Here is a 19,627-nt window from a genome sequence, read left to right as displayed (position 1 = left end):
GAGTCGGACATGGACCGCACGCTCAAAGTGATCGCGAGCAAATCTGAGCAAGCCGCGCTCGCACGGGACCACACCGTGACAGCTAACTACGACGCGTTCGCGTTGGTGCAGGTCAATGAGGCCGAAGCTCGAGAGTTGAGCCAGCGCTACCTCGTCGAGGACATCACCGCGCAATACGAGATTCCACTCGGACCGACCGCGACAGACGCGATCGACACCAACCTGCCTCGAATCACCGGCGCAGCAAGGCCTTCGGCTCATCCCGCCTACCAGCGCACCCGGCGCCTGGACGCCGGACCGCACCACTACCTCGTCCAGTTCGTCGGGCCGATCAAGCCGCAATGGCGCGCAGACGTCGAGCAAGCAGGTGGATCGATCGTCGATGCCCGTGCTGGTTTCACCCTCGTCGTGCGCGCGACGGCCGAGCAGATCGCGGCGATCGCCGCGTTGTCGCACGTGCGCTGGGCTGGTCACCTGCCCGACCGCGCACGCCTGGACGTGACCACCGAACCCGCACTGCCCCGAACGAAGTTGCTCCCCGACGTCCTCACGGTCGAGTTCTTCACACCGGCCACCGCACGCGCCGCCAAGGCGAAGATCCGCACCCTCGGACTCAAGATCATCGGCGACGGCCCGGCCACGCTCATCGTCGAGGCACCCGAAGGCACAGATGCCGCTCGGCGCAAGCAATTGGCCGCCCTGTCAGCTGTCCACGGTGTGCGCATGGTGCGCAACCGGCCGATCAATCGGATCAGCAACGACGTCGCCGCGACAATCATGCGCGGAACCGCGGCAACGCTGGGCGGGGTTTCCACCCTCGACGGTGATGGCGAGACGATCGCGGTGTGCGACACCGGGTTCGACACCGGCACCACCTCACCCGTGCACCCCGATTTCGCCGGCCGTGTCACAGCAATCATGAGCTTTCCGATCACCTCGGAGTTCGCTCCCTACATCAACAACGCCGGCGGCGATGACGGAGCGGCCGACCTCGACTCCGGCCACGGCACCCACGTCACAGGATCAGTGCTCGGCGACGGCGTCGCGAGTACGGCGGTGCCGGGGCAACCGGCGATCCGCGGTCTGGCCACCAAAGCGAAGTTGGTGTTCCAGGCCGTCGAGCAAGCCTTGGACTGGAAGAACCCCGCGTTCGTCGCGAAGTACGGTCGCTACCTGCTCGCGGGAATTCCGGTGGACCTCGCCGACCTGTTCACACCCGCGTTCAACAAAGGCGCACGCATCCACACCAATTCGTGGGGCGGAGGCGACCCCGGGGTCTACGACGACCAATGCCGCGCCGTGGACAAGTTCATGTGGGAGCACCCGTCGTTTGCCATCCTGTTCGCCGCGGGTAACGACGGGAGCGACTCCGACGGCGACGGCGAGATCAACCTAGGCTCGGTCACCTCGCCCGGCACCGCGAAGAACTGCCTGACCGTCGGAGCGAGTGAGAACCTGCGACGCTCCTTCGACAGCGAGCGCTACGGCACCTGGTGGCCAGGCGACTACCCGGCACCGCCGTACAAGAGCGCTCCGATGGCCGACGACCCGAATCAGGTAGTCGCGTTCTCCAGCCGTGGTCCGACCGCGGACGGACGCATCAAACCCGACGTCGTCGCCCCGGGCACATGGATCCTGTCGACGAAGTCGACGATGCTCAGCCCCACCGCAACAGGCTGGAAGCCATTCCCCGGCTCTTCAAAGTACTTTTACATGGGCGGCACAAGCATGGCCACGCCACTGACCGCGGGCGCGCTCGCGCTCCTGCGCCAGCACCTTCGCCGCGACCACGCCATCACAACGCCGTCGGGCGCCCTCCTCAAGGCCGTCGTGATCGCCGGTGCTCGTCGCCTGCCGGGCACAGCGCCCGCAACCACCGTGGCCGACAACCACCAGGGCTTCGGATGCGTCGACGTGACTGGGGTCGTTGCCCCGACAGCACCGTCCACGCTGCTGGTTCGCCAAGGCAGGAAGGTCTCGACGGGACAACTCCACACCCTCGAAATCGAGGTAACCTCGGCAGCTGTTCCGTTGCGGATCGTGCTCGCCTACAGCGACTTTCCCGGCGAGACGTTGGTCAACAACCTCAATCTCGTTGTCCGGGGCCCGGACGGAACACCCAGAGTCGGAAACGGCGGGCAGGGCCCCGGATTCACGATGGACTCGATCAACAACGTCGAGGTCGTCGAAGCCGGTTCACCCACAGTCGGTACGTGGACGATCGACGTCATCGGCTCGAACGTCCCGCAGGGACCCCAGCCCTACGCGCTGGCGATCCTCGGCGCGGCAGCTGGCTAATTCCTAGGTCGGCGAGCGCTCGGACGCGTTCCCAGTGTGCAGGCTGTGCTGGTCGATGTCGCCGCCGTTCCGCGAGAACTGGCCGACGGGCACGCAGCCCGCCGGTTCGGTCGGCGCGCAGGTGAGCAGACCAGTCGGGATCGGCCAGTAGTGCATCGGCGATGGTCTGTCCGGTCGTGGTCCATGTCCGAGTATCGCGAAAGCCATAGGTGAGCACGGTTTCGGCCACGCATTGGCCCGAGGTATCGGTGAGCATCTGCTTGCCGGCATCGTTGAGCAGGCGCCCGACGATGGGCTAGGCGCCGACCGGGGCCGCCGTCACGCCGTAGCCGAGGTTCGTGAGCACCTCGCTGGTCGCCTTGGCGAAGTTCAGCGTGATGAAGTGCAGACAGGGCGCGCCCTCGCTGATCAGACGTAGCGCCATCTAGGTGGCGATCTCGATGCCTTCGCTACGCACGGCGGCGCGATTCTCCTCCTGCCGCCGAGTCACTGCTGAGCACTTCACCAGACCCAGGTCCATCGAGGTCCAGCACGTCGAGCAAAGACAAGTGCAGGCACGGGCTTGATACACCAGGGAAGAGCCGTCGCGGCCGCGCACACAAACATACCCCGATCTATGTAAGGTAAGCCTACACATAGACGAAGGTAGGTAGTTCCATGCGCATCGTGTCGTTCGGTTTCCAAACCTGGGGTCGCAAGACCCTGCAGGCTCTGATCGACTCGGAGCACGAGGTGGTCCTCGCGGTCACCCACCCGGCCGCGGAATCCGCCTACAAGGCGATCTGGAACGATTCGGTCGAGGAACTGGCCAGGGAACACGGCATTCCGGTGCACCTCACCGAACGTGCCGACGCCGAGACCATCGCGCTGGTCAAGCAGACCGAACCCGATGTGATCGTTGTCAACAGCTGGTACACCTGGATGCCCGCGGAGCTGTACAACATGCCTCCCCACGGCACCTTGAACCTGCACGATTCGCTGCTGCCGAAATTCACCGGGTTCTCGCCGGTGCTGTGGGCCCTGATCAGCGGCGCCGAGGAATTCGGCCTCACGGTGCACCGCATGGACGCCCAACTCGACACCGGCGACATCCTGGTCCAGAAGCGGCTGCCGATCCCGCCCGGCGCCACCGGCACCGAGCTCGTTCTCGCCGGCATGGAGTTGATTCCCGGGGCGGTGCACGAGGCACTCGTGGCGCTCGAGAAGGGCACCGCGGTGTGGACGCCGCAGAACAAGGCCGAGCGCACCTACTTCCACAAGCGGTCCGATCGTGACAGCCAGGTCGACTGGTCGCTGGACGCGGCCGATTCGGAGCGGTTCGTGCGGGCGCTGTCCGCGCCGTATCCGCGCGCCTACTCCTACTACCGCGGTGAACGCGTCGAGATTCTCGACGCGGTGATCTCCGAGGCACGCTACGGCGGCACCGCGGGCCGAGTGATCGTCCAGGAAGGTGGCGGCGCGGTCGTGTGTGGTGCCCAGCCACACCGGGGTGGCAACCACGCGCTGGTGATCACCCGCGTCCGTAGCGCGGCCGGCACCGAACACGACGGTGCCGAATTCTTCGCTCGCGGTGGCTATCTCACCGACACCCCCGCCTGAGTTCCCGGTTCCGCAGCGCCCGGCCGACGGCACGGGCGCTGTCTTCCACCTTCTCTCCCAGCTTCTGAGGCACCATGATTCCCCACGGTTCGATCCCTGCTGTCCGCCCGCTCACCGCCGCACAACGCGAGGTGTGGTTCGCTCAGCAATTGCTCGGACCGGTGCCGCTCACCATCGCCCAGTACGTCGACCTGCGCGGACCGCTCGACCTCGCGGCATACCGCCGCGCGGCCCACCTGGCCGCGCGCGATCTGGGCGCCTATGTGCGCTTCACCATCGTCGACGGGCAACCGGGACAGGTGCACGACGACGGCATCGACGATCACATCGCCGTGGTCGACTGCAGCGGGGAATCCGACCCGGAGGCCGCCGCCCGAGCCTGGATGCGGGCCGATCAGTGCGCGCCGTTCGATCTGATCGCCGATCCACCCATCGTGACCACGGTCCTGCGACTGAGCTCGCAGCGTCACCTGCTCTGCACCCGTGCCCATCACCTGGCGCTCGACGGGTTCGGCGCCGTCCGCATGCAGCACCTGCTGAGCGGTCACTACACGGCCCTCCTGGAGGGAACCGAACTACCCTCGGCCGCAGTCGATTCGACGGCTGTGCTCACCGCCGCGGAGGAGAGCTACCTGGGCTCGCGGCGCTACGGAACCGACCGCGAATACTGGCGCGAGCAGCTCGCCGGGCTGCCTGCCCCCGTCACCCTCGCGACGCGACCCGGTTCTCCCGATCCGCTGCCGATCCACGCCCGCGCCGAGCTGCCGGCATCGCTGGTCGAGCGACTGCGGACGCGAGCCGACTTCCCCGGCATCGCGCCCGTGCTGGTGGCGGCGTTCGCCGCGTTCCTCGGCAGGCTGACCGCCACCGACTCGGTGGCGCTGAGCCTGCCGGTCACTGCGCGCACCACCGCCGCGTTGCGTGCGTGCGGCGCCATGACATCGAATATCGTGCCGCTGAGCTGCTCGGGCGACACTGTCGGCACCGCCATCGCTGGCGCGCGTGCCGAGCTGAGCGGGGCACTGCGCCACCAGCGCTATCGCGGTGCCGAGATGGTCCGCGACAGTGGGCGCCGAGCCGAGTCGCTGAGTTTCGGACCGGCGGTCAACATCATGAACTTCCACACCGAGCTGATGCTCGGTCCGGCGCGCGGGGTCATCGAACTGCTGTCCACCGGGCCGGTCGAGGATCTCGCGCTCAACGTGTATCCGGTGACCGGTTCCGGCTCGCGGATCGAGTTCGAAGCCAACCGTCACCGCTACACCGAGGCCGAGGTCACCACGCAGCTGGACCGGTTCGTCAGCTTCCTGACGGCGTTCGCCGCCGCTGACGACGATGTTCCGATCGACCGGTTGCCGGTCCTCACCGCCGCCGAGGCGAACCTGCTCGTCCCCTGGTGCGGGCCGACGGCGGGTGCACCGGCCACACTGGGTGAGCTGATCGCCGCCGCCGTCGCGGCGAACCCGGACGGCATCGCCGTCGTCTACGGCGAGAAGCGCTGGACCTACCGGGAATTCGACGCGTGGACCGACCGCCTCGCCGGTGCGCTGCAGGCCGCGGGCGCCGGCCCCGAGACCTTGGTCGCGATGGTCATGGAACGGTGCGCCGCCTCGGTCGGCGCGATCTGGGCGATCGCGAAGACCGGGGCGGGCTTCGTGCCGATCGACCTGGGATACCCGGCCGAGCGCATCGCCCACATCCTCGGCGACTGTGGCGCCACCCTCGGCGTCACCGGCATCGAGCACCCGACCGATCTGCCCGACTCGGTGCACTGGACGATCGCCGACCCTGACGCGGCGCCGGATGCGGAGCTGCGGCAGCCGGTCTCCGCCCGGCCCGCGCACCCCGCCTACCTCATCTACACCTCCGGTTCCACCGGTGTCCCCAAGGGCGTGCTGGTGACCCACGGTGGACTCGCGAACCTGGCCGCCGAGCGCCGCGACCGGTATGCGTTGCGCCCCGGAGCCCGCACCCTGCACCACGCCTCCCCCGGTTTCGACATGGCGGTCGGCGAGATCCTGTGCGGACTGGCCGGTGCGGCGACGCTGGTGGTGGCCCCGCGCTATGTGATGGCCGGACCGGACCTGGCCGAACTCATGCGGCGCGAGCGGGTGACCAACGCCATCATCACCCCGGCGGTGCTGGCCACCCTCGACCCCGAAACCCTGCCCGACCTGCGTGTCCTCGGCGTGGGCGGGGAGGCGATCAGACCCGATCTGGTCTCGGCCTGGTCGCGAACCCGGTTGATGCGCAACGGGTACGGCCCCACCGAGGCCACCGATATCGCGACCATCGCGGAGCTGACGCCGGACCGGCCGGTGACGATCGGCGCGCCCCTGCGCGGATTTCACGCGCTGGTGCTGGATGCCCGGTTGCGTCCGGTGCCACCCGGCGTCATCGGCGAGCTCTATCTCGGCGGCCCGGCCCTGGCCCGCGGCTACCACGGACGGCACTCGTTGACCGCGGCCCGATTCGTCGCCGATCCGTTCGGCCCGCCCGGCGGACGGGTGTACCGCACCGGCGACCTGGTGACGCTCACCGCCGATGCCGAGCCGGAACTGATCTACCACGGCCGCAGCGACTTCCAGATCAAGGTGCGCGGTCACCGCATCGAGCCGGGCGAGATCGAGACCACGCTCACCGGCCTCCCCGGTGTCGGCCGTGCCGCCGTCACCGCACATCAGGACTCCCGGGGCACCCATCTGGTGGCCTACCTGGTGCCGGACGGCCCACTCGAGGTGGAGCGGGTGCGGCTCCAGATCGCCGAGCGGCTGCCCGCGTATCTGCGGCCGAGCGCCTACCTGGTACTCGACACCTTGCCGCTGACCCCCAACGGCAAACTCGACACCCGTCGCCTGCCCGCGCCTGTGTTCGGTCACGACGGTTCCCGGCCCGTCTCGACGGATACCGAGCGGACGGTGGCGGCGGCTTTCGCCGAGGTACTCGCGGTCGAGGTCGCCGGGGCCGAGAGCGACTTCTTCGAACTCGGCGGGACCTCGCTCACCGCGACCACACTCGCGGCGCGCCTCGGCATCGGTGTCCGCACCGTCTTCGACGCACCGACCGTCGCGGCGCTGGCGCTGCGGGTCGAGGATGCCGAGGACCAGGCCGAGGACGCACCGCTGCCGGTGCCCCGGCCCGAACACCTGGCGCCTGCCCCGGCACAGCTGCGGATGTGGCTGCTCAATCAGCTCTACCGGGATTCCTCGGCGTACCACTTGCCGATCGCGTTGCGCCTGACGGGATCTCTCGATGTGGCGGCGCTCGATGCCGCTGTGCGAGATGTGGTGGACCGGCACGAGGTGCTGCGCACGGTGTATCCCGCCGGCAGCGCCGGGCCGCAGGTGCGCATCCTCACCGTAGACGCGGCGCTGGGCGATGCACCGCTGATCGCGGACGCACTCGACCGGGCCGGGCTGGACGCCGAACTCGCGGTGGCGGTCGCCGCGCCCTTCGACGTCACCACCGACGCGCCGATCCGGCTGGCGCTGTGGAATCTCGGTCCCGACGACCACGTGCTGGCGCTGGTCGCCCATCACATCGCCGCCGACGGCTGGTCGCACGGTCCGCTCGTGGCCGACCTGTCCGTGGCGTACACCGCGCGGGCGGCCGGACGGCCACCGCAGTGGGAGCCGCTGCCGCTGCAGTACGCCGATTACACGCTGTGGCAGCATCGACGCCTCGGTGATCGACACGATCCGCGGTCCACCGCCGCTCGTCAGCTCGCCCACTGGGTGCAGGCGCTGGACGGCGCGCCCGATCGGCTGCCGCTACCGACCGATCGAGTCCGTGTTCCCGGCTCCGGCAGGCCGGGCGGAACCGGCGCGGTGATCGACTTCGAGATCGGCGCCGACATCGGCGCGGCACTGACCGAGCTGGCTCACCGGCACAACGCGACGCCCTTCATGGCCGGTTACGCGGCGTTCGCCGTGCTGCTCGGTGACCTGGCCGGGATCGCGGACGTGACGGTCGGGACCCCCGTCGCGGGTCGTGGCCACCCTGCCCTCGACCGCTTGGTCGGCATGTTCGTGAACACCCTGCCACTGCGCCTGACCCTCGATCCGCGAGAGCATTTCACCATGCTGCTAGCGCGCGCCAGGGAGGTCGCGCTCGCCGGGCTCGACAACGCCGACGTTCCCTTCGATCACATCGTCGAAGCGGTGAATCCGCCGCGCGACAGCACCAGACACCCACTGTTCGAGGCCGTGTTCTCCTACGAGAACCTGCCCCCTTCGCCCACGCTCGATCTCGGCGGGCTGACCGTGAACGCCCTCGATATCCCCTGGGAAACAACGCATTTCGACCTGGCCTTGACGCTGCGTGAGCAGTCGGGCACGGGCGGACTGACGGCGAGCCTGCGCGACGCCACCGACCTCTACGACGCGGCGACGGTGGCCGGGTTCGCGGCGCGGTTCCTCGAGATCCTGACAGCGATCGCCGCACATCCCGACGCGACTGTCGCGCAGTTGTCCGGCTCCGTCGCGGCCGGGCTCGCTCTGCCCGAGCGTCCGGAGCGGGACAGCGACGCTGCCGCGGCCGGTGGCGGTGAGCCGGCGACCGTGCGCGAGCTCGCCGTGGCCCAGGTGTTCGCCGATGTGCTGGAACGAGATTCGGTCGCGATCGACGACAGCTTCTTCGATCTCGGCGGCACCTCACTGCTGGTCTTCACCCTCCGATCGGAACTGCGGAACCGCCTCGGCATCGACGCCGACCCCCGCATGCTGTTCGAAGCGCCGACGCCGCGGGCGGTGACGGCGGCCGTGACAGCGGAGTCCGGTGCGGCGGCCGCCGGGCACTGGACCGACATGCTGATCGACGACGCGCGCCTCGACCCCACGATCACAGTGCCGGAAGCGTTTGCGGCGCCACCGATCTCGGCCGACGATGTGCTTCTGACCGGTGCCACCGGTTTCGTCGGTATCCATCTGTTGCGCGAACTGCTCGACCGCACCGACTCGCGCGCCTGGTGCCTGGTCCGCGCCCAGGACACCGACGACGTGCTCCGCCGCCTCGCAACGACGCTTCAGCGATACGGACTCGGGACCGAGGGCCTCGCGGACCGGGTCGTGCCGGTGCCGGGCGACCTCGCCGCGCCGCGCTTCGGGCTCGCCGCCGATACCTGGGCCGAGCTGGCCGCGCGGATCGAGGTGATCTACCACAACGGCGCCCGCGTGAATCATCTGGAATCCTATGCCGCCCTTCGCCCTGCCAATATCGCCGGAACCGTCGAGATCCTGCGGCTGGCGGTCGACACCCGGGTGAAGGCCCTGCATTTCGTGTCCACCGTGTCGGCCGCGGTCGGTGTCAGGCACACCGGAATCGTCACCGAGAGCACCGCGATCACCGCCGACCAGGTGCCGCGCAATGGGTACCTGGCCACCAAATGGGTGGCCGAGCAGCTGGTCCTCGCGGCAGCCGAACGCGGATTGCCGGTCGCGGTGCACCGCCCCGGCCTGGTCGCCGGATCGATCAGCACCGGCGCGAACAGTGCCGATGACGCGTTCTGGACGCTCATCCGGTCGGCCGCTCACCTCGGGGTCGCACCCGACATCGAATCCGCCGACGTCACCTTGGCCCCGGTCGACTACGTGGCACGGGCGCTGGTCACTCTCGCCACCGGACGACGGCCCAACACCGAGATCTACCATCTGGTCAACAGCGCGCCCACCAATGTCGGAGACATCCTGAACACCCTGCGCCGCAGCGGTTTTCCGGTCGACACCGTGTCGGTGGCCCGATGCCGCCGAGCGATTGGCCGGCCAGATCACGCAGCACGCCGACCTCATGCGCGCCGCGCTCGTCGCCGACAACTACCTCAACGGCGGCGGCGACGCCCTGATCGTCGACGACACCGGCACCCGAGCGGTACTCGCGCAATCGGGTGTGCGTTGCCCGGCCATCGATGCCGCTGTCCTCCAGCGCTACGTCGACGGTTTCATCACCGCAGGTCTGCTCCCGACCCCGGTCGCCGACCCGTCCGAGGTCCGCTAGGCGCAGGAGGCCGGGCCGTGGTCGACGCCGCCGCGGAAGACTGTGCGCCTAAGCGAATCCACCGGCACGGACCATCCGCGCGTAGAGGTCGTCGGCGCGCATCAACTCTTCGTGCGTCCCGACCGCCCGTACGCTGCCCTCTTCCATCACGACGATCCGATCGGCGTGCCGCACGGTCGACAACCGGTGAGCAATCGTGACGACGGCATGGGTGCGCGCCCGCACGGCGATAGCTTCGACGATCGCCGCCTCGGTCAGGGTGTCGATCTGCGACGTCGCTTCGTCGAGCAGCAGCACGTCGGCGTCACCGAGCATCGCGCGCGCCATCGCGATCCGTTGCCGCTGCCCACCCGAAAGGTCGGTGTCGCGAACGTGGGTGTCCAGACCATTCGGCTGGGCCGCGACGACCGAGTCGAGCCGGAGAATGCGAAGAACCTCGGCCACCTCGTCGTCGGTGGCACTGTGCCGCAGGAACAGCAGGTTGTCACCCAAGGTGCCCGGCACCAAAGGGGATTCCTGCTCGACGTAGGCGATACGCGCGCGAACTTCCCGCATCGTCAGGTTCCGGTAGGCCACACCGCCCACCGAGATCGTCCCGGTGTCGGGTTCGACGAATCGCAGGATCGCCGAGAACACCGTGGTCTTGCCCGCGCCGGACGGTCCCACGATGGCGGTATGGCCGGTCGCGGGAATCCGCAGCGTCAATCCCTTCAACGCGTGCGGCGCATCAGGTGCATAGCGGACCGTGACGGCATCGAAGCGCACGGCGGCGTCGGGCTCGGTGGTCGTCGCCGACGCGGGCTCGTGCGCCACGTCCGCTTCGGAGTGCAGCGTCTCCATCTCCCGGATACGCATGGCGGCCGCAATACCCGACTGCATCGCCGTGATGTGCGTGGTCAGTTCCTGGATCGGTCCCATCAACGTGAACGCGTACAGCAGGAACGCGATCAGCGTCGAGACGGTCAGCGAACCGTTGTCGACGCGCCAGGCGCCGATGGCCAGAATCGCGATGATGGCGCCCTGCACGCCGGTCCACGCGACGGTCCATGCCGTTGCCGAGACGCGCACCGACTCGATCGCGTGTGTCCGGGCGTTGCTCGCGTCGGCGCCGATCAAGGTGGCGATGCGGTGCTCGGCGCGTGCCGCCTTGACCGTGCGCACCGAACGCAGGCTACCTTCCAGCACTCCGCCGAGGCGGCCGAGCGATTCCTGAGTTTGCGCGTCCGCCTTGGCAATTCGCGGCATGAGCGTCCCGAACAGGATGCCGACGACAACGATCGCCAGCACAGTGACACCGAGCAGCATCATGTCGAGCACACCCATGAAGATCACGGTGCCCACCGTCAGGAAGGTGGCGTTGATGATGCCGATCACCGCCGACGACGCGGCCTCCTTCAGCAGCAAGGTGTCTGCCGTGACGCGCGTGACCAACTCGCCTGTGGGACGCGCCTGCACCGACGGAACCGTCGCCCCGAGCAGTCGTCCTACGAGCATCGTGCGTGCGTCGAAGACGATGTTCTCGGCGACAGTCCCGAGCAGAATCCAGTAACCCCACCCGAGTGCGGCGCCGATGACGAGCAGCACCAACAGAGCACCGGTCGGGCCCATGATCGACGCGCCCGTGCCGAGTGCGTCGAGGATCGACTTGGTCACCATCGGCGTCGCCATCACCGTCGCAGAACTGCCGAGGGCGAGGACGAGTCCGATCAGCAGGGTGCGTGTGTGCGGTCGGGCATAGCCGATCAGGACACCCAGGTTCGACATGGTCATCGCTGGAGCGGTATCAGTCGGAGGTGCAATCGTCGTCACCCCCTCAATGGAACAGCATTGTTCCATTTTAGTAAAGCAAATATCCAGGATGGATCTCGCTTATGCTGCACCCGTGGATGTCGAAGAGACCAGTGCCCGCGAACGCACCCGTCGCGCGATTCTCGACGCGGCAGTGGCGGCGTTCGCGAAATCGCCCAACGCGTCGCTGACGGAAGTCGCCGAGAAGGCGCGCGTCGGGCGTACGACGCTGCACCGCTACTTTCCCGAACGATCCGACCTGATCACCGCCGTCGGGCGGCTCACCGAGCAGGCCGTGGCCGACGCTGCGAAGCGTGCGCGCCTGGCAGACGGGACAGGGCTCGACGCCGTCCTGCGGCTGTGCCAGGCGTACTTCGAACTCAGCGATGTCCTCACGGTCATCTTCTTCACATCCGGCGTGTACGACGAGACCACGTCGTGCCTGTCCGACGACGACGCGATCGCGGCGATAGAACGGGGGCGCGACGACCGCTCGATCGACGCGGCGCTCGACGCCTCGTGGATCCTGAACATGATGTGGGCACTGCTGTATGCCGCCGTCGACCACGTCAACCGTGGGTCAGCCAGTCGCATGCACGCACAGACACAGGCGCTGACGAGTCTGCGCAAGGCGATTGGCTCGCCGACGTAACCACCGCCACCCCACCTCGTTGGTCCGATTGCCGCATACCGGTGCAGCCTACCTATTTCTAGTTAGGTTAGGTTAAGTTAACTCCCATGGTTGACTATGCGGTCGAGGCGGAGGGCCTCGTCAAACGGTTCGGCGGGGTGACCGCGCTGGATGGGCTCGGTTTCGCGGTGGAACGGGGCACGATCGCTGGGGTGCTCGGACCGAACGGGGCGGGTAAAACGACAACAATCGATGTACTCACCACCCTGCTGGTTCCCGACGCGGGTCACGCGCGAGTCGCCGGTCACGATGTGGTGGCCGACGCGGGCGCGGTCCGGTCGGTGATCGGCCTGACCGGGCAGTTCGTCGCCCTGGACGAGAACCTGACCGCGCGCGAGAACCTGGTCCTGTTCGGGCGCCTGCTGAAACTGGGACGCCGGCGGGCTGCCGAGCGCGCAGAGGAACTACTGGTCCGCTTCGATCTCACCGAGGCCGCCGATCGGCGCAGCGGTACCTTCTCCGGCGGCATGCGGCGACGGCTCGACCTCGCGGCATCGTTGATCGGCCAACCGGAAGTACTCTTCCTCGACGAACCGACCACCGGTCTCGACCCGCGCAGCCGCGCGGTGCTGTGGGACGTGGTCCGGGACCTGCGCGACGACGGCATGACCATCCTGCTCACCACCCAATACCTGGACGAGGCAGACGAACTGGCCGACCGGATCGTGGTGGTCGACCACGGCCGTGTCATCGCGGACGGCACCGCCGACGAGCTCAAGGACCAAGCCGGAGGTTCGGTCTGCCACGTCACGGCGGCCGAGGGCGACCGCCCCCGGATCGCTGCCGCGCTGGCGGACATGACCGGGCTCGCCGAGCTGAGCGACGGCGTCGCAGTCGCCGCGTCGGGTGCCGCGACGCTGGTCGATGTCGTGCGCAAGCTTGATGCGGCCGAGATCGCCGTCGACGACATCGCCCTGCGCCGCCCCACTCTCGATGACGTGTTCTTCCGCCTGACCGGTCACCCCAGCGTCTCGGGCGAGCCCGAGGAGACCCCGTGACGACCACCGCCACATCGAAAACCGTTGCCACGGTGACCCGTCCATATCCGTCGATGCCAGCCGACACCGCGATCCTGGCCGGTCGCCACCTGCGGCTGATGAGCAGACGCCCCGCCTCTGTCATCGGCGCCGTGGTGCTGCCGTTGGTCTTCGCCACGATGTTCTACGTCGTGTTCGGCACCGTGGTCGAGCGCCGGATCGGCAGTGATTACGGCCAGTACATGCTGCCCGCGGTTATTCTGCAGGCGATGCTGTTCACGGCCATGTCGGCGGCCATTCTGTCGGTCGAGGACGTGACCGGCGGCATGATCCGCAGGCTCCGCTCCATGGCGGTCTCACCGATCGCCCCGGTACTGGGACTTGTCGGCGCGGAGCTGACCCGTGCGCTGCTGACGATCGCGGTCCTGCTGCCCGCCGGTGCCGTCATGGGCTTCCACCTCGGTGGTGGTGTACTCGCATCGATCGGATTCGTGCTCGTCGCACTGTTTTTCGCTGCGGTGGTGTGCACCGGGTTCATCGCGATCGGTTTCGCGGCAGGCAAGGTGGACTCGGTCCAGGTCATCACCAATGTCATCTTCTTCCCGTTCCTGCTCGTGTCGAACGCTTTCACACCGACCGAGGCGTTCCCGGACTGGTTGCAGCCGTTCGTCGCCAATCAGCCGCTCAGTTGCACCGCAGACGCGCTGCGGGCGCTGGCCGACCCGCAGGCAGCCCTCGCCGGGCCCGTCACGACCGCTCTGCTGTGGTTGAGCGGCGGGTTCGTCGTGTGTGTCGCGCTCGCGGCCAGGGCATATCGGAGGTCATTGTGAACAAAACCCGCACGCCGACGGGACCCCGCCCGCATGTGCTCATCGACGGGTGGGCACTCACCATCCGGGCTATCCGGGTGACGCTGCGCAACCCCGTCCTGCTGATGATGGCGACATTCTTTCCCCTGATCCTGCTGGTGCTGATGACGATGTCGTTCGGCTCGCTGGTCGTTCCCGGCGGAAGCCGGGCCGACTACGTCAACTTCAGCCTGCCGCTGTTCGCCGTGATGGGTATCGCGTTCGCCGGGCTCGGCACCGCCATGACGACGTACGACGATCTGCAATCAGGATTCGACCGCAGGCTACGGGCGATGCCGATCGCTCGAGCGGCCCCGCTGATCGGGCGCATCGCCGGGGATGCGGTGCGCAACCTGATCACCCTGCTCGCGGTGATCGGAGTCGGCTATCTGCTCGGATTCCGTTTCACCGGCGGCACGCTCGGCGTCATCGGCTTCCTCGTGCTGCCGCTGATCTTCGGTACCGGGGTCGCCTGGATGATGGTGGCGATCGCCGTCCACGCCAAATCCGGGGAGGCGGTGGGTTCAGCGCTCAACGCGATCCTGCTGGTGGCTTCGTTCCTGTCGACCGGATTCGTCCCCCGCCAGGATCTGCCCTCGTGGATTCAGCCCGTCGCCGCCGCTAATCCGGTGTCGTCGGTGGTCGAGGTGATGCGCGGGCTGGCGGCATCCGGACCGGTCGCCGCGCCCATGTGGCGCGCGCTGGCGTGGACAGTGGCGCTGACCGTGGTTTTCGGCACGCTCGCCATTCGCGGATACCGCCGACGCTGAACCACGCGCCGAGGCCCCCACTCGACCCGCGTCGCCTTGCCTGTCGTGCCGGCGACGCCCGGAACACATGGGCTCTCCCTGGCCTCCGCTGAGGACCACAACCCCGTCGACAGCCACGTCGTAGCCGCCACATGTGTGTGCCGCGACTGTCGCGACGATCGCCTCGATCACCATTCGTTCTGGGAATGGGCTTCAGGAAGAAACGGCAGAACGAATCCTGTACAGATCGAGCGCACATCGCATATCTGCCTGCGTTGCCGATGCGCCGCATCGCTGACATTCACCCGGTGGCCAGGACGGTTCGCGTGCGGGTCCTGGCTCCGTATCGCATCAGCGAACCCGGTGATGAACGCCCGGATCGCTGCGGTGGTGTGGACGATGCGGGTGCGTATCGCGTCCATGTTTCGCCGAAGCTGATGCGCCACAGCAGGTTCCGGTTTTGACTCGCTAGCAGCTCGTTGAAGATGGTGGTGCCGCACGACCGACACTGCGGCCATGTCGACGAGGCCGGCTCATGTCGGCGACGACTCTGCCGAACCCACGACGGGTCACGTTGTTCTTCGGTGGATCCCGCAACACCGTGGTCGCTCGCCACACCCGATTCGCGTTGCCGAATTCGCGAGCTTGGCTGATCCACACGGCAGGCACTCCCCTACTACGCCTTCCAAGTGCGCTCGACTGATCATCGAGTCCCAGCACCTCGACAATCGCCGATTCATCCTTGCGACGGCCACTCCCGACTCGCCACTCAGTCGTCTCGCTGAGGAAGGATGCTTGCCGTCGGTTTCGCTATCGCGGCGTGAGCTGGTCTCGCTGCGCGAGGGCGTCGAGGACTTCGTGGGCTACGCGGGTGCCGGATTCGATGGCACCGTCGAGGTAGCCCGGGTGATCGACTGCGGTTTCGGTACCGGCCCAATGGATGTCGCCCACCGGCGTGAACGGCAGTGGCATGAGCGCATCGGTGCCCGGTTCGGGAAGTGCGGTGTAGCCGCCGCCGACGTTGTCGTCGAGATGCCATGCCTTCTCGTGCCAGCTCACCGGCTCGAGGACCTCGGTGCCGAGCTGGGAAATCAGGGGACCGAGGAGGGTTTCGCGCCGAGAGGCGGCGCCGAGCTGATCGAGTGCGCGTGCGTGCGGGCCGGCTACCAGCATGCACAGGTGGCCGGGACCGTCGGGTGGGCTGGTGTCGAACACCGCGATCCCGGGAGCACCGAGGACCATGATCTGCGCATTCGTGCCTCGGTCTCGCCAGAACGGCCGGTCGAAGACCGCGATCGCTTTGTAGACCGATCCCATGTAGGTGCGGGTAGCACCGGCGACCCGATCGGGCGGCAGGGACGGCTGGAACCTGATGCGGTCCAGCAACGGTGGCGGAATTGTCACCACGATTTTGGTGGCGTGGATCGTCCCCTCGGTAGTAGCGAGGGTGACGCCGTCGGCGCCCGCCACGATCGAGGCGACCCGGTGCCCGAGACGAACACGGGAGCTCAGGTCGTCGGCAAGGCGATCGACGAGGGTACCGACACCTTCGACCAGCAGATCCTCCTGCGCGCCACCGGTGGTCGACAGCATGGTCCGCAGTCCGCCCTGCAGGCGGATCAACGTCATCATCGCCTGCACCGACAACCGGTCGAGGTCCGCGGTCCACGAGGTCAGGGCGGCCAGTTCCAGGAGTCGTCGTGGCGTGCGCCCGGGCACCTTGGCCAACCAGTCCGCGACCGTCGTGGTGTCCCACCGCTGGGGCGGATGGATGTGCGACAACGCTTCCAGGCCGAGAAGAAGGCCTACGGTCGCCAGCATCGACGGCGCGCCCAGCGGTACACGGCGAGCACCGTCGAGGATGGTCGGCAGCGGCGTGGTGTGCATGCGGAACTGGGTGGCACCGAGCTCGCGGGCCAGCGCGGCGATGCGGTGATGGTGGTGGCCGATCCATTGCCCGCCCAGATCCACGCGTGACCCCAGCGCGGTGGTTTCGCTCATCGCCCGCCCGCCCAACCGGTCGGCGGCCTCGAGCACGAGCACATCGACACCTGCCCGGTGCAGAGCGCGCGCCGCTGTCAGTCCCGCCAACCCTGCCCCGACCACAGCCACCGTTGTGGTCTGAGCCGAACCGGAGGGGCCCTCAGTACGCGTGGAGTCCTCGTGCATCATGTCTGCCTTTCCGGGCGGACGAGACCGCCCTGTCAACAACTGAATCAATCGCAGTGCACCTGTGCCGTAATGGCCTGTGTGCGCGAGCAACAATCGGCGATGGCTGTCATTTGTTCGCCGCAGCGACGGTCAGGCGCTGCGGATCTCTTCGGCGACGCGGTGGCCGGACTCGGTGGCACCGTCGATGTAACCGGGCCAGCGCGTGGCGGTTTCGGTGCCTGCCCAGTGCAGCGGGCCGATCGGGCGGCGCAGTGCGGGTCCGAAGCGGGTCAGCGTGCCGGGCGTGGTGAACGCGCCGTAGCAGCCGCGGCTGTATTCCTCTTCGGCCCAGTCCTTTTCGATGTAGTCGATGGGTTTACGCGCCCGCGGGCCGAAGTACCCGGCCAGATCCTCGAGCACCAGCGCGCGGCGGTCGGCCGAGGCCAGCCGGGCGCTGGTGTCGGCGTGGCGGCCCTCGAGGAATCCGACGAGAACGCCGAGGCCACCGCCGAAGGGGGTGTTGTCGAAGACGGTGCCCAGGGCTCGCCGGTCGCTGTTGGCCTGGCCGGACCAGCCCTCGGCCCGCCAGAACGGCTCGTCGTAGGCGACATTGACCTTGATCACCCGGCCCATCGGCATCCGCTGCACGAGCTGGTCCCGATCACCGGGCAGACCCGGGGCGAACCGGATCCGGGCGGCCAGTGGCGGCGGCACCGCGATCACGGCACGGCGCGCACGCACCGTCACGCCGTCGGCGCGGACTCGCACTCCGGTGTCGTCCCAATCGATTTCGGTCACCGGACTGTTGAGGACGATCCGGTCCCCGAGTTCCTGGGCCATGGCCAGCGCGATGGTCTGGGTACCGCCCACGATCCGGTCCTGCTGGGCGCCCTGGGCGACGTTGATCAGCGCGTCGAGTCCGCCCGCGGCGCCGATGTAGAAGTTCGCCCACAGCGCCGACATGTCCTCCGGGCCCGCGGAGAACACGGCCTCGGTGATCAATCGGAAGAAGGCTCGCCCGTCGGCGGTGTGGGCGTGGTTACGCAGCCAGGTGTCGAAGGTCTGCGCGTCCAGGGACTCTGCCAGCTCATACCCCCACGGCGCGGCGCGGGCGACCTTGCGCGCCAACCGGTCCAGCCGCAGCTGCGTCTGGGCGATGTCGAGAAGCGCCAGCGGGTTCACCCGCGGGATACGGCCGGTGTACTCGGAACGGGATCGACCCAGCTCGGCGATGTGACGCCCGACGGTGTGGGTGGGGTAGGTCCGCAGGCCCAGCTCCCCGATCAGCGCCATCACGTGATGCTGGGTCGGACCGACCCACTGCCCACCGACCTCGATCGGCGAGCCACCGGGCAGCTCGGCGTTGAGCAGACGGCCACCCACCCGGTCCCGCGCCTCAAGCACCAGCACCTCAGATCCACTGCCCACCAGGTCACGGGCGGCGACCAAGCCCGCAGCTCCGGCGCCGACGATCACGACGTCCACCGACTTGTCCATAAGCCACATCCTCGATTCACGGCGAATCTGACATACACACTGTATGTGCTAAACATAGCGCATGGAGTCTTTGCGTGACAAGCACGTCGAGAACACTCGGCAGACGCTGCTCGAGACCGGGGCTCGCCTGTTCGCCGAACGGGAGTACACCGATCTGTCGGCAGAGGAGCTGGTGCGGGCCGCCGGCCTCACCCGCGGCGCGCTCTATCACCACTTCGATGGCAAGAAGGGGCTGTTCGAGGCGGTCGTCGATGACCTGGAACAACAAGCGGCACAACGCATCCGAGCCGCATTGGACTCCTCGACCGATCCAGTGGAACGCATCGAGCGCGCGATGGAAACCTTCCTCGATATCTGCACCGAACCCGCGTATCGCCACATCGTGCTGCTGCAGGGCCCCATCGCGCTGGGCTGGCGACGCTGGCGTGAAGTCGACCAGCGCCACCTCATCGGGCTCGTCATCGAAGGCGCCCAACGCCTGCTCGATGCCGGCCATATCCACCCGCACCCGCCCGAACTGCTTGCCAGCGCCTTCTACGGCGCCCTCACCGAAATGTCGCTCACGATCGCCGAATCCGCCGATCTCACCCTCAGTCGCGCGCGAGCGGCAGAGCTGGCGCGCGCCCTGCTCGGCGGGCTGATCATCGGCGCCGCACGCCACTGAAGACCGTACGAAAACCAGACTGACCTTCGCTACCAAGGCCGGGCGGTCTCCCTGTGCCGACATCGAGCGTGCCGAATGCCACGACTCCTTCAAGCTAGTGCGCCCGTCCCAACCCTTGGCTGCCGCGACATCCATGTACCGCTACAACCAGCGGCTTGTGCCGCCGGCTACCAAGGCATGACGACTTGGACGCTCGGTAACGACGATTCAGGGAATGCGCGGCGCATTGACCGGCTGGAATCGGCGGTGACGAGTGCGGGGCGTTCGTGATTGGGTAATCGGCCGCGCACAGGCTTGATACAAGCTAATGGTTGGCGTTCACAGCGTATCGGCACGGCCACCGTCATGGGAACCAACCGTCTAAGGCCTCCCCA

General features: G+C 67.9%; 11 protein-coding genes and 2 pseudogenes. 9 read left to right on the top strand and 4 right to left on the bottom strand.

What is annotated here, in order from left to right:
• The first annotated feature begins 9 nt into the window (after positions 1-9).
• Positions 10-2,298: a S8 family serine peptidase gene (locus ACFVVI_RS07255; RefSeq protein ID WP_387443980.1), complete on the top strand. Its 2,289-nt coding sequence runs from the start codon at positions 10-12 to the stop codon at positions 2,296-2,298.
• A 295-nt stretch (positions 2,299-2,593) separates the two neighbouring features.
• On the opposite strand, the pseudogene ACFVVI_RS07250 reads toward ACFVVI_RS07255, so the two are convergent.
• Positions 2,594-2,773, bottom strand: a pseudogene (locus tag ACFVVI_RS07250) (methylenetetrahydrofolate reductase); the annotation flags it as partial.
• A gap of 182 nt (positions 2,774-2,955) precedes the next feature.
• On the opposite strand from ACFVVI_RS07250, the gene ACFVVI_RS07245 reads away from it, so the two are divergent.
• Positions 2,956-3,897, top strand: coding sequence for a methionyl-tRNA formyltransferase (locus ACFVVI_RS07245; RefSeq protein WP_387443978.1), 942 nt, complete (start codon positions 2,956-2,958; stop codon positions 3,895-3,897).
• Positions 3,898-3,971: 74 nt separating this feature from the next.
• Positions 3,972-9,623: pseudogene (locus tag ACFVVI_RS07240) on the top strand (amino acid adenylation domain-containing protein); the annotation flags it as partial.
• A gap of 313 nt (positions 9,624-9,936) precedes the next feature.
• On the opposite strand, the gene ACFVVI_RS07235 reads toward ACFVVI_RS07240, so the two are convergent.
• Entirely contained in the window at positions 9,937-11,658 is a 1,722-nt protein-coding gene (locus tag ACFVVI_RS07235) for an ABC transporter ATP-binding protein (protein ID WP_387443977.1), read from the bottom strand.
• On the opposite strand from ACFVVI_RS07235, the gene ACFVVI_RS07230 reads away from it, so the two are divergent.
• The 5 genes from ACFVVI_RS07230 to ACFVVI_RS07210 all read left to right on the top strand — a co-directional run bounded on the left by ACFVVI_RS07230 (position 11,651) and on the right by ACFVVI_RS07210 (position 15,405).
• Entirely contained in the window at positions 11,651-12,328 is a 678-nt protein-coding gene (locus tag ACFVVI_RS07230; protein ID WP_387443975.1) for a TetR/AcrR family transcriptional regulator, read from the top strand. The two genes, ACFVVI_RS07235 and ACFVVI_RS07230, sit on opposite strands and share 8 nt — an antisense overlap.
• An 86-nt stretch (positions 12,329-12,414) precedes the next feature.
• The gene (locus ACFVVI_RS07225; protein WP_378987153.1) at positions 12,415-13,365 is read left to right on the top strand and encodes an ATP-binding cassette domain-containing protein; all 951 of its coding nucleotides are present in this window, start codon (positions 12,415-12,417) and stop codon (positions 13,363-13,365) included.
• A complete protein-coding gene (locus ACFVVI_RS07220; RefSeq protein WP_378987156.1) occupies positions 13,362-14,174 on the top strand; it encodes an ABC transporter permease in 813 nt (270 codons plus the stop codon). The genes ACFVVI_RS07225 and ACFVVI_RS07220 overlap by 4 nt, the downstream gene beginning before the upstream one ends.
• Positions 14,171-14,962: an ABC transporter permease gene (locus ACFVVI_RS07215; protein WP_387443972.1), complete on the top strand. Its 792-nt coding sequence runs from the start codon at positions 14,171-14,173 to the stop codon at positions 14,960-14,962. The genes ACFVVI_RS07220 and ACFVVI_RS07215 overlap by 4 nt, the downstream gene beginning before the upstream one ends.
• Before the next feature lie 185 nt (positions 14,963-15,147).
• On the top strand, positions 15,148-15,405 hold the full coding sequence (locus ACFVVI_RS07210; RefSeq protein ID WP_378987163.1) for a hypothetical protein: 258 nt from the start codon (positions 15,148-15,150) through the stop codon (positions 15,403-15,405).
• 346 nt (positions 15,406-15,751) lie between these two features.
• Here the strand turns inward: ACFVVI_RS07210 and ACFVVI_RS07205 are convergent, their stop codons facing one another.
• Positions 15,752-17,110, bottom strand: a complete 1,359-nt coding sequence (locus ACFVVI_RS07205) for a flavin monoamine oxidase family protein (RefSeq protein ID WP_387443969.1) — start codon at positions 17,108-17,110, stop codon at positions 15,752-15,754.
• Between the two features lie 132 nt (positions 17,111-17,242).
• The gene (locus tag ACFVVI_RS07200; RefSeq protein ID WP_378987166.1) at positions 17,243-18,589 is read right to left on the bottom strand and encodes a flavin monoamine oxidase family protein; all 1,347 of its coding nucleotides are present in this window, start codon (positions 18,587-18,589) and stop codon (positions 17,243-17,245) included.
• Positions 18,590-18,650: 61 nt separating this feature from the next.
• Between ACFVVI_RS07200 and ACFVVI_RS07195 the strand changes: the two genes are divergently transcribed.
• Positions 18,651-19,253, top strand: coding sequence for a TetR/AcrR family transcriptional regulator (locus ACFVVI_RS07195; protein WP_378987169.1), 603 nt, complete (start codon positions 18,651-18,653; stop codon positions 19,251-19,253).
• Positions 19,254-19,627: the final 374 nt, after the last annotated feature.

The sequence above is a fragment of the Nocardia sp. NPDC058114 genome (assembly GCF_042884695.1).
Classification (GTDB): Bacteria; Actinomycetota; Actinomycetes; order Mycobacteriales; family Mycobacteriaceae; genus Nocardia.
Note: the sequence above shows the minus strand (reverse complement) of the source record. Positions and strands in the feature narration are given on the sequence as shown.